Source organism: uncultured Desulfovibrio sp. (genome assembly GCF_910584445.1).
GTDB lineage: Bacteria > Desulfobacterota > Desulfovibrionia > Desulfovibrionales > Desulfovibrionaceae > Desulfovibrio.
The window spans coordinates 28800-45154 of record NZ_CAJUBO010000004.1 but is presented as its reverse complement, the minus strand read 5'-3'; the positions used below and the strand labels follow the sequence as shown (position 1 = coordinate 45154).

Below are 16355 nucleotides of genomic sequence, written 5' to 3'. Positions count from 1 at the left end.
GCGCCCCCGGGCGCTCGGAGACCCCCATGCGCAACATGAACGACATCCTGCGTCAGGCCCAGGTCATGCAGAACAAGATCGCCAAACTCCAGCAGGAAATGGGCGAACGCACCTATGAGGCCGCGAGCGGCGGCGGCATGGTCAGGGCCGAGGTTTCGGGCAGGCAGGAACTCCGCAGGCTCGTCATCGACCCCAAGGCCCTGGAAGGCGGCGACGTGGAGATGCTCCAGGATCTCATCCTCGCCGCCGTCAACGAAGCCGCGCGCATCGCCCGCGAAAGCATGGAGCGCGAAATGAACGCCATTTCCGGGGGCATCCGTTTGCCCGGCATGTTCTAAGCCATGTCCACCCGCGTTCCGGAACCCTTGCGGGCGCTTGTGGAGCAGATGGCGCGCCTGCCCGGCCTTGGTCCCAAGTCCGCCATGCGCGCGGCCATGACCCTGCTCAAATGGCCGGAAGCCGAAACGCGCCGTCTCGGCCGGAATATCCACGACCTGCGGGACAACCTCCATTTGTGCGGCCGTTGCGGCGGCCTGGCCGCCACGGACCCCTGCGCCATCTGCGCCGACCCCGCCCGCAGCCGCGACACGCTCTGCCTCGTGACCGAATGGGACAGCATGCTCGCCTTGGACGAGGGGGGCTTCTACCACGGCCAGTACATGATCCTCGGCGGCCTGCTCGGGCCGCAGGAAAGCCCGCTGGACCTGGAGCGCCTTGCCCGCAGACTGGGCGAAGGAGAGATCGGCGAACTCATCCTTGCCCTCGGCGCCACGGTGGAAGCGGAAAATACGGCGGCGTTCATCCGTGAGATGGTGCGCCGGCGCTTCCCCGCCGTCCGCGTCTCACGCCTCGCCCAGGGCATCCCCCTGGGCGCCGAGGTCAAATACATGGACAGAGAGACCCTGCGCCAGTCCCTCCGTTTCCGCCAGGATCTGTGACCGGCGCCGTCCCCCTTTTTTCTTGCAAAAACGCGGGGTCCATATAAAGTTTCCCCGGCAGCAGCCGAACAGAACTTCAGATTCCGCCACGCGCCGCCGCCCGCTGCTTTCGGGCGGTGTCCGCTCTTCGGGACGGAGACAACCCTTGGCAAGGGCGCCGGTCCATCTTGGGCCGGGGCCTCAGCGGCCAGCGGCACAGTATGCCGGGCGGCAGTTCAGCTCAGTCAGCATTCTGGAAAGGAAACAGCCATGAGCAACTCTATCAGCTCCAAACTGGTGCTTATCTTCATCTGCTTCCTGGTGCTCGCCTGCGTGGCCTGCATCGTCAGCATCAGCATGTCCTCCGGCGGAGCCGCCTGGAGCGCGGCGTTGCCCGGCATCGCCGTGGCGGCGGTCCTGGCCGTCATCGGCGCCGTTTTCATCTCCAAAAGCGTGGGCGAACTCCCCAGGATCGCGGAGTATGCCAAAGCCGCGGCGGAAGGCAAGCCGCTGCCCGGGCTGGACCCGGCCGCCTGCGGCGCCATGGCCCCGCTCGCCAGAGGAGTGCAGGGCATGGTGAAACGCTCGCAGACGCGCACCCACTGGTACGAGGACATCCTCAACGCCCTGCCCTGGGCCATCGCCGTCACGGACGAGAACATGAACTGGACGTTCTGCAACACGGCGTCGCTCAAGTCCATGAACAAGTCCTCCATGAGCGAGGTGCTTGGCGTCCACTGTTCGGCCAAGGGCGGCAATATCTGCAATACCCCCAACTGCGGCATCGAACAGTTGCGCCTGGGCAACAAGCGCGTCATCAACCACATGCCCAACGGCAAGACCATGCAGATCATCCTCGAATTCCTGCATGACGCGTCCGGGAAGGTCATCGGCCATGTGGAAGTGGGTGAGGACATCACCGAACGCATCGCCCTGGAAAAGAAGAGCAAGCTCGCCGCGGCGGAAGCCCGCGCCACCATGGTCTCGCAGCTCGAAAACGTGGTCAACGGCATCGACAAGGGCGCGGAAAGCCTCAACACCGCCCTGACGGAAGTCCGCAACCAGGCGCAGGAGGCCGCGGCGCGCCTCTCCGAATCCGCCACGGCCATGAACGAGATGAACTCCACCGTGCTTGAGGTGGCAAGCAACGCCGAAGGCGCCGCCGATGCGGCCACCTCCGTGCAGACGCAGGCTCACGAAGGCAATGCCCTCGTCCTCCGCACCGTGGAAAGCCTGCGCACCCTGCGGACCCTTTCCGTCAACCTCAAGACCGACATGGAAGGCCTTGACAAGCAGGCCAATGACATCGGCACGGTCCTTACCCTCATCCGCGACATCGCCGACCAGACCAACCTGCTCGCGCTCAACGCCGCCATCGAGGCCGCCCGCGCCGGCGAGGCGGGCCGCGGCTTCGCCGTGGTGGCCGATGAAGTACGCAAGCTCGCGGAAAAGACCATGAGCGCCACCCGCGATGTGGAATCCGCCATCGAGGCCATCCAGCAGGGCACCGACAAGAGTTCCTCCAATCTGGACACCGCCGTGGAGGCCATTGAAAATACCAGCCGTATCGGTGAGGAATCCGGCAATGCCCTGGAGCAGATCTCCAGCCTTGCCGAAGACTCCAGCCTCCGCGTCTCGGCCATTGCCGCCGCCGCCACGGAACAGTCCGCCGCCTCCGAGGAGATCAACCGCAGCATCACCGAGGTGAACCACCTGAGCGCCGAGATCTCCCGCGTCATGGGCGAAGCCGTGGAACAGATGGCCGAGATGGTCCAGGAATCCCATGTGCTCACCGACATCCTCGAACGGATCCGCAAGCAGGGCGAGGAGGAGGACGCGGCCTAGCCAGTCCGCGACAGGCGCCCGCATGAACGAAACGCGGCGGTCCGCACGGGCCGCCGCGTTTCGTTCATGTACCAGAAAACGCCGGAACACGTTCCGGCGTTTTCCTTTTCAGCACAGGCCCGCTGTGCGGGCCACCGGCTACGGATGATCCTTGAACTTGTCGGAGACCGCCTTGCCGCCGCTGTGGCAGGGGGTGCAGTCCATGACGCCCTTGGCCCAGTTGGCCTCGTTGCCCTTGGTCATATGGCATTCGCCACAATATTCCACGGACTTCTGCATGGGGATGGTGCCCTTGAAGTCCTTGCCCTGGTCGATCTTGGCGTTGAGGATCTCCACGGCCTTGCGGGACACGTCAGCCGTGATGCGGCCGCAGCGCTCGCTGCGCGCCTTGCTCGTGGCCTCGATCTTGTTCTGGAAACACCACTTGGAGACCGAAAGGTGGCAAAGCACGGAGTCCGAAACATTGCTCGGGATGGCGCCCTTGACGCCCTGGGCCTTGTCGCCGGGATTGTAGATGGGCAGCGCCGTGGTCTCATACCAGCGGAAAAGCTCGTTGACCATGGGCGTGCGCTCCTTGCGGCCCCAGAAGAGCGCGAAGGCGGCCGCCGCGCCGTAGAGCGCGCCGCAGATGGTGCCCCAGTCCGAAATGCCGCCCTTGTTGGCCTCGAGCATGGTGAACGGGAACTGGTTGTAGGGCGCCCCGTATTTTTCGCCCATGACGCCGATGATGCTGTAGAAGGTGCCGTATCCGCAGGCATAGCCCTTGTACCAGTAGCCTTCATAGGCCGCGATCTCGCACTCGGCGGGGTCGAGCTTGTGCGGCTTCCAGCCGAATTCGCCGTTCACCTGGGCAAAGCGTTTGCCCGCGGGGGCCTGCGCCTCCGCGGCGAGACCGGGAGCCGCCATGCCGGCCGCGAGACCGCCCACGGCAAGACCACCGAGACCGCAGAGCAGATGCCGCCTGTTACACTCCACCATAATGCCCTCCTGGCGCTGAAAATCCCGCGACAGAACGTCGCGAACCGGAACTCCACCAACGGGAATGTGCAAAATATCACTAGCACTCGCAGGATGGGGCGTCAAGGAATCCGCCGGCCATCTCCCGCCCCGCGCGTTTGCGCCGCACGCGCGCATCCCGGCCGGGCAGCCCCGTGACCGCACGGACAGCGCGCACGGAAGAAACCGGCCCGGGACCGGGCGCGGGCCATGCGGACAAAAAATTTTTCCGCCGCCTCTGGACGCCGGCGCGAAAGGACTTATCTTCTTCCTGCGTGGAAGGCGCGCGCCGGTCTCCACTTCCGGCGTCCCGGCGCAAGTTTCGCGCACCAAAGTTTTCCTGAAGATTTTCCTGAGGAGGAACAAAACATATGTCCAAGATCATCGGCATCGACCTGGGCACCACCAATTCCTGCGTCTATGTCATGGAAGGCAAGGACCCCAAGTGCATCACCAATCCCGAGGGCGGCCGCACCACGCCGTCCGTCGTGGCCTTTACGGACAAGGAGCGGCTGGTGGGCGAGATCGCCAAGCGCCAGGCCGTGACCAACCCCAAACGCACCATTTTTGCCATCAAGCGCCTCATGGGCCGCAAATACAACAGCCCCGAGGTCGATCGCTGGAAAGAAAACTCCCCCTATACCATCGTGGAGACGCCCAACGGCGACGCCGGCGTCGAGGTCGACGGCCGCGTTTACAGCGCGCCGGAAATTTCGGCCATGATCCTTGCCAAGCTCAAGGCCGACGCCGAAGCCTACCTCGGCGAGACCGTCAGCGAGGCCGTCATCACCGTGCCCGCCTACTTCAACGACGCCCAGCGCCAGGCCACCAAGGACGCGGGCCGCATCGCCGGTCTTGAGGTCAAGCGCATCATCAACGAGCCGACGGCCGCTTCCCTGGCCTACGGGGCGGACAAAAAGGCCAACGAAAAGATCGGCGTCTTCGACCTTGGGGGTGGCACGTTCGATATCTCCATCCTCGAGGTGGGCGACGGCGTGGTGGAAGTACGTTCCACCAACGGCGACACCTTCCTCGGCGGCGAGGACTTCGACCAGCGGATCATCAACTTCCTGGTGGAAGAGTTCAGGAAGGAGAACGGCATCGACCTCTCCAAGGACAGCATGGCGCTCCAGCGTCTCAAGGAAGCCGCCGAAAAGGCCAAGAAAGACCTGTCCACCGCCATGGAGGCCGAAATCAACCTGCCGTTCATCACGGCGGACCAGAACGGCCCGCGCCACCTGCTCATCAAGCTCTCGCGCGCCAAGCTGGAATCTCTGGTCAGCGATCTGGTCGACCGCACCATCGAACCGTGCAACCAGGCCCTCACCGATGCCGGTCTCGATCCCAACCAGATCAACGAGGTCCTGCTGGTGGGCGGCATGACGCGCATGCCCCTGGTCCAGCAGACCGTGGGCAAGTTCTTCGGCAAGGAACCCAACCGCTCCGTCAATCCGGACGAAGTGGTCGCCATGGGCGCGGCCATCCAGGGCGGCATCCTCACCGGCGACGTGAAGGATGTCCTCCTGCTCGACGTGACCCCGCTCTCGCTCGGCATCGAGACCATGGGCGGCGTCTTCACCAAGCTCATCGACCGCAACACGACCATCCCGACCCGCAAGAGCCAGGTCTTCACCACCGCTGCCGACAACCAGCCTTCGGTGTCCATCCATGTGCTCCAGGGCGAACGGCCCATGGCCGCGGACAACATGACCCTCGCCCGCTTCGACCTGACGGGCATTCCGCCGGCGCCGCGCGGCGTGCCGCAGATCGAGGTCTCCTTCGACATCGACGCCAACGGCATCGTCAACGTGTCGGCCAAGGACATGGGCACCGGCAAGGAGCAGTCCATCAAGATCACCGCTTCCTCCGGACTCTCCGAGGACGACATCCAGCGCCTGGTGCGCGAGGCCGAGGCCCACGCCAGCGATGACAAGAAGAAGCAGGAGCTTATCGAGGCCCGCAACCACGCTGACAGCCTGATCTACGGCACGGAAAAATCCCTGGCGGATCTCGGCGACAAGGCCGACGCCACCGTCAAGGGAGACATCGAGCGCCGGATCGCCGATCTTCGCAAGCTCATGGAAGGCGAAGACGCGGCCGCCATCAAGAGCGCGGCTGACGAACTTGCCAAGGCGTCCCACAAGCTCGCCGAACAGCTCTATCAGCAGCAGGCCCAGCAGGCGGGCGCCCAGCCCGGCGCCGATGCCGGAGCGGCCGGCGGCGCCACGGGCGGTCAGCCCGGCGGCAACGACGACGTGGTGGATGCGGACTTCACCGAAGTGAAGAAATAACGCCACGCTTTCCGACCATGCGCGGGCAGCCCCTCGGGGCTGCCCGCTTTTGTTTATGGAGCCGTTTATGCCGTGGATGATCGGCTCCATGCCCGGAGAGACAAAAAACTCTTGGGGAAAAGGCGCGCCGGAGGCTCCCCATGCCGCCATGGAATGGCGGCATGCCACGGCCGTCGTCCCCTGTCCCACGGAACGCCTCCGGCATGGCGGCTTTCGGCGGCTTGCCACCGCGCCCCGGCTGTACTAGAATTTCTGTTCATGCCTCTTTCATTTTTTGTGCATAAGGAATCGCCATGCCCGCCAGCGCCATGACTTCCCTTGTTCCGTGGTTCCGGCCGCTCCGCAGGGGCGCGCTCGCCGGAACGCTCCTCCTCGCGCTCGCTCTCGGCCTTTGCGGATGCCAGTTTCCGTTCGGCAAACGCGATGCCACGCCCACAGCGCCCGAAGCGCCGCAGCAGACATGCGTGGTGCTGGCCCTGCCCGCTTCCGGCCCATATGCGCCCATTGCCGCCAAGATCAAACGTGGCGCTGCTGCCGCGCAACAGGAACTGGCGGCCGCCGGCGGCAAGCTGCGTCTGGAGACCGTCAATACCGCGGCCGCCAACTGGCTGGAGACTCTGGCCGCGCTGCCCCCAGCGTGCGCCGTGGTGGGCGGTCCCCTGCGTGACGTGACCTACGGGCAGGCGCAGAAATCCGGCGCCCTGGAGCAGCGCGCCTTTTTCTCCTTCATGCCCACGCTCAAGTCCGGCGATGAAGGCGCCAGGGCCTGGCGCTTTTTCCCGAGTCCGCAGGACCAGATCGACGCTCTGGTGGGCTTTGCCACGGGCGAACTGGGCATCCGTTCCTACGGAGCCTTTCATCCGGCGGATACCTATGCCGCGCGCATGACCGGCCTTTTGGCGCAGACCCTCGGCAAGCGCAACATCCCCCTGCGCCAGGCCACCTACAACGCGGCGGACCCCACTTCCTGGAGCGATGCCGCCGCGCCGCTCATCAACCCCGTCACCGCCGAAGGCAGCAGCACACCCGTGCCGCAGACGGAGTTCGAGGCGCTCTTCCTGCCCGATTCCTGGAAAAACATCGACATGATCACTCAGAGCCTGCTCTACAACGGCGAAGACCGCCTCGTCCTGCTCGGCACCACGCTCTGGGAGCAGAGCCTTTCCGGCAGGCAGGTTCCCCGCGCGGAGAATTTCGCCCTGGCCGTTTTTCCGGGCGCGTGGAACGCCCAGCGCGCCCCGGCGGCGCTCAGGGCGCAGGGCAACGATTTCTGGACGGCCCTTGGCTACGATTTCGTCAATTTCGCCGCGGCGCTGGCCCTGAACTCGCGCCTGACCACGCCGGAGATCACGGCAAGGGCGCGGCGCGCGGCCTCGGCGGCGCGCGCCATGGCGCCCCTGGCCTATGACAATGCGGGCGTCGCCCATCAAAAGCTCCACCTCTTCCAGGTCTCGCCGGGAGGCATGAAGCCGCTCGACGCGACGCAATTCCGCGAAACACGCGCCGCCGTGCTGGAGCGCGCGGCCCTGCGTATGCAGGGGCTGCCCAGTGTGGACGCCCAGGGCAATCCGCTCGTGCCGGGAGCGCCGGGCGCACCGGGAGCGCCGGGAGCGCCGGCCACAAATCCCGGGCAGACCACCGGCACGCCGCCCGCAGGCGCTTCAGGGGCACCGGCCTATGATACCACACCGCGCCCCTCCTACAAGCTTCGTCTGCCGGGGAGCCGCTGATACGGTCCGCCCCGTCGGGAGACAGTGAGGATACCATGACAGAAGAACGGCATCAGCAACGCGTCAGCCGGGAAGAAGTGCGCCATATGGCCGCCCTTTCCCGCCTTGCCGTGACGGAAGAGGAAGAACGGCTCTTCGCGCGCCAGTTCGGAGAGATCCTCGGCCACATGGACCGGCTCTCCCGTGTGGACACGGAAGGCGTGGAACCGCTCTACAGTCCCCTGGAACATGCCGCGGCCACCCGCCCCGATGAGTCCCTCCAGCGCAGGGAACGCGCGGAGATCCTTGCCAATGCGCCGGAGACCGACGGCGAATACTTTGTGGTGCCCCGCATCGTCTGAGGATGCGCCGCTTTTTCCGGGCGCTGCCGGTTTCAGGCCCTGCCCCCACGATCATGCCTCGGGATCATTGCCATGACAGGTGACATCTGCTCGTTTTCTCTCGGTGAAGTGGCCTCCTCCCTCCAGCAGCGGCAGCTTTCCGCCGTGGAGGTGACGCGCGCCTGCCTTGCGCGCATCGAAGCCACCGAACCCGCCATCGGCGCCCTGCTCCATGTGGATGCCGAAGGCGCCCTTGCCCGCGCGGCGGAACTGGACGCCCGGGGACCGGACCCGGCGCTGCCGCTCTGGGGCGTGCCCGTGACCGTCAAGGACGCGCTCTCCACCAGGGGCATCCCCACCACGGCGGCCTCGCGCATCCTGGAAAATTTCGTGCCCGTCTATGATGCCTTCGTGGTGCGGCGGCTGAAGGAGTCCGGCGCCATCCTGCTGGGCAAGGCCAACATGGATGAATTCGCCATGGGTTCCTCCACGGAAAACTCCGCCTTCAGGGCCACCCGCAACCCCTGGAACGTGAACAGGGTGCCGGGCGGCTCCTCGGGCGGCTCCGCCGCGTCCGTGGCCGCGGGGCAATGCTTCGCGTCGCTGGGTTCGGACACGGGCGGCTCCATCCGCCAGCCCGCCGCGTTCTGCGGCTGCGTGGGGCTGAAGCCCACCTACGGGCGCGTGTCGCGCTACGGGCTTTTCGCCTTTGCCTCTTCGCTGGATCAGGTGGGACCGCTCACGCGCACCGTGGACGACTGCGCCCGCGTGCTGACGGTCATTGCCGGGCACGACCCGCGCGACACGACCTCCGAACCGCGTCCGGCGGAAGACTTCACCCTGGCCGCGCGCAACGCAGGCGACAGCCTTGCGGGGGTGCGCCTGGGCGTGCCGCGGGACTTTTTCGGGGAGGGACTGGCGGAAGAAGTGCGCGCGGCCTGCGAAGCCGCCCTTGACCGCGCGCGCGAACTGGGCGCGGAACTGGTGGACGTGCGCCTGCCCGCCACGGACATTGCCTCGGCGAGCTACTATATCATCGCCATGGCCGAGGCCAGCTCCAACCTCGCCAGATATGACGGCGTCCGCTACGGCCGGCGCGCGCCCGAATCCGGCACGCTGGAAGAACTCTACGTCAATTCGCGCAGCCAGGGCTTCGGCGAGGAGGTCAAGCGCCGGATCATGCTCGGCTCCTATGTCCTTTCCTCGGGGTATTATGACGCCTATTTCCGAAAGGCCGCGCAAACGCGCCGCCTCATCCGCGACGCCTGGCACGCGGCCCTTGAGACGTGCGATGCCATCTGCACGCCCGTTGCCCCGGTGACGGCGTGGCCCCTGGGGAGCCATGCGGCCGATCCGCTTCAGGCCTATCTCATGGATGCCTATACCATCCCCGTCAACCTTGCGGGCCTGCCGGGCCTGTCCCTGCCGGTGGGGCTTGGCCGGGAGAGCCACATGCCCGTCGGCCTCCAGCTCATCGGCAAGGCCTTTGACGAGTCCTCCCTCCTGCGCGTGGGGCAGGTGCTGGAGCAGGCGCTGCCGGGCATTGGCGCACCGGCCCTGTAGCACGATCCGGAATACCGGCGACAGCGATGGCGCGTCCCAGCCGCATTAAAACATCGGGGCATTTCCTTCCGCGATCTGTCATCGCACGAGGAAATGCCCCGGTACTGCTTTTTCCCTTTTTGTCAGGCGCGCTGCCTGCCGGAAACAGCCTGTGATGTCATTGCTTGTGCAGCATGATGTCGAGGATGACCTTGTCCGTCTCGCGCATGCCCGTCGAGCCGAGCCGTCCGAGATTGGCGATGCAGGCTTCGATATCTTCCGAAACGATGCCTTCATTCCCGGGAACGGCGGATCCTTCCAGAGCGAGCATGGCCGCCTGGATGCCCGCGCCCACGGCCGAAGCCACCTTGAGCGCGCAGGAACTCTTGGCCCCGTCGCAGATCATGCCCGCCACATTGCCCACCATATTGCGCACGGTCATTTCCATCTCGCGCAGGCCGCCCCCCAGCAGGAGGGTGATGCCGCACCCGGCCGCCGTGCCGGCCACCATGGCGCCGCAATGGGCCGAAAGCCGCCCCAGGTGATGCTTGATGTGGATGGCCGTCAGGTGGCTCATGATCAGGGCGCGCGCCAGCTCCTCGTCGCTCTTTTCCAGGCGGATGGCGCAGGCCACCACAGGCATCGTGCAGGTGATGCCCTGATTGCCGCTGCCGGAATTGCTCATGACCGGCATCATGACGCCCGCCATGCGCGCGTCCGCCGCGGCCGCCGTGAGCTTGACGGCAAAGGTGGGCATGTCGTCGGCGAGGATATGGCGGCGCACCTGGGCATCCATGTTTTTGCCGACCGCCAGGCCATACTGCCGGGTAAGCCCTTCCTCGGCCACCGTGCGGTTCATGCGCGCGGCCTCGAGGATGAAGGCTATCTCGGGCAGCGGCGTCGTGGTGGCGAACGCATGGATGGCCGCCAGGCTCAGGGGCCACTGGCCGGAAGCGGACTCCTCTTCCGCCGCAGCCGTTCCGTCGCCGGTGAAGACAAGGACATCGTCCCGCCACACGGCGGTGATATTGGCGTGGGAATCCCGCAGTTCCGCCGCGCCGCTGTGGCCGCCGCCATGGGCGACCACCTTGCAGTAGAGCAGCAGCTCATTCTCCGGCAGATGCAGGTTGACCCTGTCCTCCGCAAGCAGGGCCTTGGCCCGGGCCACCTGCTCTGGCGAAAGATCGCGCAGGCATTCCAGGCCAAGGGCGCTCTTGCCCCCCAGGGCGCCGGCGGCAGCGGCGATGCCAAGCCCCATTTCGCCGGTGCCCGGCACCATGACGCCCATGCCGTTTTTGAGCAGATTGGCGCTCACGGCCACGTCCAGCCGTTCCGGATCGGCGCCGAGCGCTTCGGCGGCGCGCGCCGCCGTCAGCGCCACGGCGATCGGCTCGGTGCATCCGAGCGCGGGCACCACTTCGCGGTGCAGAAGCTCAAGGAATGCCCGATGCCCGCTCATGCGTCCGTCCCGTCGCTGTGCTGCATCGGCCCAAGCTGACCATGACGATTGAAGACGCCGTCAAGGATAAGCGTCAACGCGCCGTCGCCCGTGACGTTGCAGGCCGTGCCGAAGCTGTCCTGCAGCGCGAAGATGGCGATGAGCAGGGCCACGCCGGTCTGATCGAAGCCCAGCACCCCCGTGACGATGCCGAGAGAGGCCACCACCGTTCCGCCGGGCACGCCGGGCGCCCCCACGGCGAAAATGCCGAGGAGGATGCAGAACAGAATCATGGTGCCCAGAGGCGGCAGGGCGCCGTAGAGGATGAGGCTGATGGTCATGACAAAAAAGGTCTCGGTCAGCACCGAGCCGCACAGGTGGACCGTGGCCCCCAGCGGCACCATGAATTCCACCATGGTGCGGCTGAGCACCGGCGAGCGGTGCGCGCACTCCAGGGCCACCGGCAGGGTGGCCGCGCTGGACATGGTGCCCACCGCCGTCAGATAGGCCGGCGCGTAATAGCGGAACACCTGCGCGGGATTGCGCCCGGAAATCGCGCCGCCGATGCCGTAGAGCACCGCGAGCCAGATGAACTGGCCGATGATGACCAGCGCCACCATGGTCACAAAGATGGGCAGATGCCGCGTGAGCGAGCCTTCATACGCAAGCCCCATGAACGAAAGCCCCACAAAGACGGGGAGGATGGGGATGAGCACATGGATCACGAGCCAGCTGATGACCTTTTCAAATTCCTCAAACAGCGCGGTCAGCGTCCGGGCGCGCGTCCAGGCGATGGCAAGGCCGAGGAAGAGCGCGGTGATGAGGGCGCTCATGACGCTGAAGAGCGGCGGGATGTCCAGCCGGAAGACCATTTCGGGCAGCTTGCGCAGCGTTTCCGCCTCGGTGGCGATGGAAAGATGCGGAATGACCAGGTACCCGGAAACCATGGAAAAGAACGCCGCCCCCACCGAAGACACATAGGCGAGCGCCACCGCCGCCACGAGGATCTTGCTCGCGTTCTGGCCGAGGCGCACGATGGCCGGGGTAATGAAGCCCACGATGACAAGGGGCACCAGGAAGAAAATGATCTGGCCGAGGATGTGGCGCACCGACACCACCACATCCATGACCGCCTCATTGACCACAAAGCCGAGCAGGGCACCAAGCACAAGACCGGCAAGCAGTTTGATGATGAGCGAAAGGTCTCCGATCTTTGCCATGGCGAACCTCCTCCTGGCTCTTGTCCGGCGCATGCGCCACACCTGCGGCACACCGGGGCGCCCCTCACTATAGGCGGGAGCGGCGCCCCGCGCAAGGCGGTAGCAACGGGATTTTCCCAGGTCGGACGCCGCGGGCGCGCCCCGGGGTCATTCCAGGATATAGCGCATGGGATTGACGGGCACGCCGTTGAGCCGCACCTCGTAGTGCAGGTGCGGGCCTGTGGTGCGGCCGGTCATGCCGACATGGCCGATGACCTCGCCCCTTCGCACCCATTGCCCCGGCTTGACCGTGGCCCGTTGCAGATGGGCATACTTGGTGGCGATGCCGCCGCCGTGGTCGATCTCCACGCTGTTGCCGTAGGCGCCGTCGCGGCCGGCCATGGTGACCGTGCCCTCGGCGGGAGCCACGACGGGCGTGCCCACACGGTTGCTGATATCCAGGCCCTTGTGGAACTGGCCGCCCCTGCCGAAGGGCGAAGACCGGCCGCCGAAACTGGAAGAAACAAAGCCGGTCACGGGCCAGATGGATGGCATGGCGGCAAGGATGCCGCGATTGTCGCGCAAGGCGCGGAGAAGGTCCTGCTGGCGCACTTCCTCCAGTTGGGTCGCCTCGGAAAGACGGCCGAGAAAATCCTGCATCTTGCGCGCGGCCAGCTCCTGCCGGTGGAGCGGCAGATAGGTGCGCGAAAAATCGCCCGGGCCGTCCCCCACTTCGGCCGGGTCCTTTTCCATGTTCATCATCAGGCGCAGCTTGGAGTCAAAGCGCTGGATGCGGAGCAGGTCGCGGCTCACGGCGGTGATGCGCCCGGCCAGGCTCACCGTCTGGCGGCGCTGCTCCTCGGCCGTGCGCCGCGCGGCGGCGAGATCCTCTTCAAGGTGCCGGGAAGCGAGCCATTCCCGCCAGAGCCAGAGATTGCACCCCACCAGGGCGGCCAGAAGCAGGCAGGCCGTAACGCCGAACCAGCCGCGAAGATGCAGGTTGCGGCTGCCGCTGCGGCCTTCCTTGAAGATGACGATATGGTACTTGCCAAAAAGCATGAGGGGGCCAGTCTAGAGGGCGGCCGCCACGCTGTCAATGCGGGCCGCGCCACGCCGTGCCTGCTGACAGGGCGCCCCGGCCCGTGTATGCTTTGTCCCGCGCGCTCCGGCCGCAGGGCCGGGCGCAACCACACAGGGAGGGAGCATCCATGCCGCAGGACCCCATGACGCAAGCCCCCGGAGACGACCCGGGCAGACAGGCGCTGGCCGCCTGCCTGCCGGAATTTTACGCCGCCGTGCGGGACTTTCCGGATCTCAGGGTGGAGCCTGGCCTTGACGACGGCGCCATCGCGGCGCTGGAGACCCGGCTGGACTTCCGCCTTCCGGCCGGACTCAGGCGGCTCCTCCGCCACTGCGCGGCCATTTCCATGAACGGCCTTTCGCTCAGGGCGCGCGAATTCGGACCCATCGTCATGCCAGGCTCGGAGGCGCTCGTCATCGGCGAGCTGTATCTGCACAATCCCGGCGACCGGCTGCTGATGCTCCCGAACGACGAAAGCGTCTATTATCTGGAGCAGCGCAACGGCGCCATCACCAAACTCGCCGACACGGTGGAGGGCTTTTTCAATCAGACGCTCCCGCGCCATCTGTATGGCTAGCTCCTCCCTCGGGCGCCGCGTTCCTGCCCAGCTGCCAGCGGGTGAGTCCGCGCAGGATGGAACGGCGCGCGTCCGGAATGGCGCCGGAGAGCGTCCCGAGCGTTGCCTCCATCTCGCTGCGCGCGGTATGCCCCGCTGAAGGGCAGGCATTCCTCCAGACCGGCAGCCCCCACTGGCGGGCCGCCGCGCTGACGTATTTTTTTTCCACCAGGAGCAGCGGCCGCACCAGCTCAAGGTTGCCGCCGAAAAAGGCCTCGCGCATGCTCAGGCCGTCCACGCGGCCATTGCGGCAAAGATTGAGGAAAAACGTGGTCACCAGATCATCCGCCGTGTGCCCGAGAGCAAGGTGGGTCAGACGGTACTGGCGGCAAAGGTCGAACAATCGCTTGCGCCTGAGCCACGCGCAGCGGAAGCATGCGGAGCGCTTCCGGTTGCGTTCGGAATGCGCCTCGGGACCATGCTCCGTCACCTCCACATGCCCCGGGATCCCCTCGGCGGCCAGCCATGGCAAGAGCGCCGCATGCGCCAGCGGGTCAAAGCCCGGGTTGCAGTGCAGCGCCATGATCTCGAACCGGAACGGCACGATGCCCTGCCGGATCCTGAGGGTCTTGAGCAGGACAAAACTGTCAACGCCGCCGGAAACCGCCACGCCAACGCGGCAGCCGGGGCGGAGCATGGCCGCCTTCTGCATGGCTAGCCCGGCAGCCTTGACGCAAACTTCCTGCGCGTATGTCCGTTTTTCGCGTGCCATACAGCTCCCGCAGGAGGGTCGTCCGCGCGGCGCCGTTCAACAGCGGCGGGACTTGACGGACATGGCCCTCTCATCTACAGTAACGTGTTTCAGCCGGTGCGACATCCCCGGCAAGCGGCCGCCCTTGACAATGCCGTGGGCGGCCATAGTTTTTCGTCACGATTCCGCCGTAAACGGAGGCAGCATGGCCCGCATCACCGTGGAAGACTGTCAGGAACGCGTGGACAACCGTTTCCTGCTCGTGCAAATGGCTATCAAGCGCGTGCGCCAGTATCGCGAGGGCTACGAGCCTCTGCTGGAATCGCGCAACAAGGAAGTCGTCACCGCGCTGCGCGAAATCGCGGCCGGCAAAATCCTGCCCGACGACAAGACGCTCTATACGCCGCTTCCGGCGGATGGGGAAGCGCCCGCCGCCACCGCCGGCGACGAGGCGACCTCCGGGAACTGACGGGCCGGGGCGCGCTCACGCCGCGCGCCCGCGCAAGGACCCTCCACATCATGACAGAACGCGATTATTACGAAGTGCTCAGCGTCTCGCGCGACGCCGGGACCGAAGAAATCAGGCACGCCTACCGCAAACTCGCCATGCGCTACCATCCGGACAGGAACCCCGGCGATGCCGATGCCGAGCTGAAGTTCCGGGAGGCCGCCGAGGCCTATGAGGTCCTCAGGGACCCGGAAAAACGCGCCCGCTATGACCGTTTCGGCCATGCCGGCGTGCAGGGGGGCGCCGCCGGATTCGGCAACGCGGAAGACATTTTCGCGCATTTCAGCGACATCTTCGGCGACCTTTTCGGTTTCGGCGGGTCCATGCGCGGTTCCCGCGCCGAGGCGGGCGCGGACCTGCGCTACAATCTCACCATCAGCTTCGCCCAGGCGGCCCACGGGGACGAGATCAGCCTCACCCTGCCCCGGCATGTGGAATGCCCCGACTGCAAGGGCGGCGGCGCGGCCCCGGGCAGCAAGGCGGAACCCTGCCGCCAGTGTCGCGGGACCGGCCAGGTGCGCCGCAGCCAGGGATTTTTCCAGCTCGCCATGCCCTGTCCGGCATGCCGGGGCACGGGCCGCATCATTTCCAGGCCCTGCGCCCGCTGCAAGGGCGAGGGACGCGTGGAGGATTCGCGCGAGATCATGGTGCGTATCCCCGCCGGCGTGGATACGGGCACGCGCCTGCGCGTGCGCGGCGAAGGCGAGGCGGGTTTCCATGGCGGCCCGGCCGGAGACTTGTACGTGGTGCTCACCGTTGAGGATGACGCCCGCTGGGAACGGCACGGACAGGACCTGATCTTCACGCAGGAAGTCAGCTTCGCCCAGGCGGCTCTCGGCTGCCGGGTGGAAGTGCCGGGCATCGACGGCCCCCTGGGCATGGACATTCCCCGGGGCGTCCAGTCGGGTGCGCTGCTGCGCCTTGCGAACCAGGGAATGCCCTATCCCGGACGCAAGCAGCGCGGGGACCTGCTCGTGGCCGTCAAGGTCGTCACGCCCACGCGTCTCAACGCCCGGCAGGAAGAGCTTTTGCGTGAGTTTGAGCGCGCCGGTGAGGAAACACCGCTCGAAAAGGTCAAGAGCGCGGCAAGAAAGATCGGCAAGGCCATGGGCCTGGATTGAGACCGCGCGCCCGCGCTCCGGACCCTGACCGGCGCAGCGGAAGAAAACGCGCGATTGACA

At 66.3% G+C, this 16355-nt stretch carries 15 protein-coding genes; 10 read left to right on the top strand and 5 right to left on the bottom strand.

Annotated features, from left to right (window positions below; translation table 11 throughout):
- Nucleotides 1-26: 26 nt before the first annotated feature.
- From QZ294_RS02920 to QZ294_RS02910, 3 genes are all read left to right on the top strand, one after another.
- The gene (locus QZ294_RS02920; protein WP_297046541.1) at nucleotides 27-338 is read left to right on the top strand and encodes a YbaB/EbfC family nucleoid-associated protein; all 312 of its coding nucleotides are present in this window, start codon (nucleotides 27-29) and stop codon (nucleotides 336-338) included.
- A 3-nt stretch (nucleotides 339-341) separates the two neighbouring features.
- Entirely contained in the window at nucleotides 342-938 is a 597-nt protein-coding gene (gene recR, locus QZ294_RS02915) for a recombination mediator RecR (protein ID WP_297046539.1), read from the top strand.
- 249 nt (nucleotides 939-1187) lie between these two features.
- Nucleotides 1188-2762, top strand: coding sequence for a methyl-accepting chemotaxis protein (locus QZ294_RS02910; RefSeq protein ID WP_297046537.1), 1575 nt, complete (start codon nucleotides 1188-1190; stop codon nucleotides 2760-2762).
- Nucleotides 2763-2900: 138 nt separating this feature from the next.
- On the opposite strand, the gene QZ294_RS02905 is transcribed toward QZ294_RS02910, so the two are convergent.
- Complete coding sequence (locus QZ294_RS02905; protein ID WP_297046807.1) at nucleotides 2901-3737, bottom strand: C-GCAxxG-C-C family (seleno)protein; 837 nt, start codon at nucleotides 3735-3737, stop codon at nucleotides 2901-2903.
- Nucleotides 3738-4129: 392 nt separating this feature from the next.
- Between QZ294_RS02905 and dnaK the strand changes: the two genes are divergently transcribed.
- The 4 genes from dnaK to gatA all read left to right on the top strand — a co-directional run bounded on the left by dnaK (nucleotide 4130) and on the right by gatA (nucleotide 9662).
- The gene (gene dnaK, locus QZ294_RS02900) at nucleotides 4130-6049 is read left to right on the top strand and encodes a molecular chaperone DnaK (protein WP_297046534.1); all 1920 of its coding nucleotides are present in this window, start codon (nucleotides 4130-4132) and stop codon (nucleotides 6047-6049) included.
- A 293-nt stretch (nucleotides 6050-6342) separates the two neighbouring features.
- Nucleotides 6343-7779 carry a hypothetical protein gene (locus QZ294_RS02895; RefSeq protein WP_297046531.1) on the top strand — a complete coding sequence of 479 codons (1437 nt, stop codon included), beginning with the start codon at nucleotides 6343-6345 and terminating at the stop codon, nucleotides 7777-7779.
- A gap of 35 nt (nucleotides 7780-7814) precedes the next feature.
- Nucleotides 7815-8120, top strand: a complete 306-nt coding sequence (gatC, locus tag QZ294_RS02890) for an Asp-tRNA(Asn)/Glu-tRNA(Gln) amidotransferase subunit GatC (protein WP_297046527.1) — start codon at nucleotides 7815-7817, stop codon at nucleotides 8118-8120.
- Between the two features lie 72 nt (nucleotides 8121-8192).
- Nucleotides 8193-9662: an Asp-tRNA(Asn)/Glu-tRNA(Gln) amidotransferase subunit GatA gene (gatA, locus tag QZ294_RS02885; protein WP_297046524.1), complete on the top strand. Its 1470-nt coding sequence runs from the start codon at nucleotides 8193-8195 to the stop codon at nucleotides 9660-9662.
- Nucleotides 9663-9819: 157 nt separating this feature from the next.
- On the opposite strand, the gene QZ294_RS02880 is transcribed toward gatA, so the two are convergent.
- The 3 genes from QZ294_RS02880 to QZ294_RS02870 form a co-directional block, all read right to left on the bottom strand.
- Nucleotides 9820-11100, bottom strand: coding sequence for a serine dehydratase subunit alpha family protein (locus tag QZ294_RS02880; RefSeq protein ID WP_297046522.1), 1281 nt, complete (start codon nucleotides 11098-11100; stop codon nucleotides 9820-9822).
- Nucleotides 11097-12299, bottom strand: coding sequence for a cation:dicarboxylase symporter family transporter (locus QZ294_RS02875; RefSeq protein WP_297046517.1), 1203 nt, complete (start codon nucleotides 12297-12299; stop codon nucleotides 11097-11099). Before QZ294_RS02875 ends, QZ294_RS02880 begins: the two co-directional genes overlap by 4 nt.
- 147 nt (nucleotides 12300-12446) lie before the next feature.
- Nucleotides 12447-13337, bottom strand: coding sequence for a M23 family metallopeptidase (locus QZ294_RS02870; RefSeq protein WP_297046515.1), 891 nt, complete (start codon nucleotides 13335-13337; stop codon nucleotides 12447-12449).
- 149 nt (nucleotides 13338-13486) lie between these two features.
- On the opposite strand from QZ294_RS02870, the gene QZ294_RS02865 reads away from it, so the two are divergent.
- Nucleotides 13487-13936: an SMI1/KNR4 family protein gene (locus QZ294_RS02865; RefSeq protein ID WP_297046511.1), complete on the top strand. Its 450-nt coding sequence runs from the start codon at nucleotides 13487-13489 to the stop codon at nucleotides 13934-13936.
- On the opposite strand, the gene QZ294_RS02860 is transcribed toward QZ294_RS02865, so the two are convergent.
- Nucleotides 13902-14687, bottom strand: coding sequence for a tRNA 2-thiocytidine biosynthesis TtcA family protein (locus QZ294_RS02860; RefSeq protein WP_297046508.1), 786 nt, complete (start codon nucleotides 14685-14687; stop codon nucleotides 13902-13904). The genes QZ294_RS02865 and QZ294_RS02860 overlap by 35 nt on opposite strands.
- Before the next feature lie 184 nt (nucleotides 14688-14871).
- On the opposite strand from QZ294_RS02860, the gene rpoZ reads away from it, so the two are divergent.
- Nucleotides 14872-15135: a DNA-directed RNA polymerase subunit omega gene (gene rpoZ, locus QZ294_RS02855; RefSeq protein WP_297046505.1), complete on the top strand. Its 264-nt coding sequence runs from the start codon at nucleotides 14872-14874 to the stop codon at nucleotides 15133-15135.
- A gap of 50 nt (nucleotides 15136-15185) precedes the next feature.
- The gene (dnaJ, locus tag QZ294_RS02850) at nucleotides 15186-16295 is read left to right on the top strand and encodes a molecular chaperone DnaJ (protein ID WP_297046503.1); all 1110 of its coding nucleotides are present in this window, start codon (nucleotides 15186-15188) and stop codon (nucleotides 16293-16295) included.
- The last annotated feature ends 60 nt before the right edge of the window (nucleotides 16296-16355 follow it).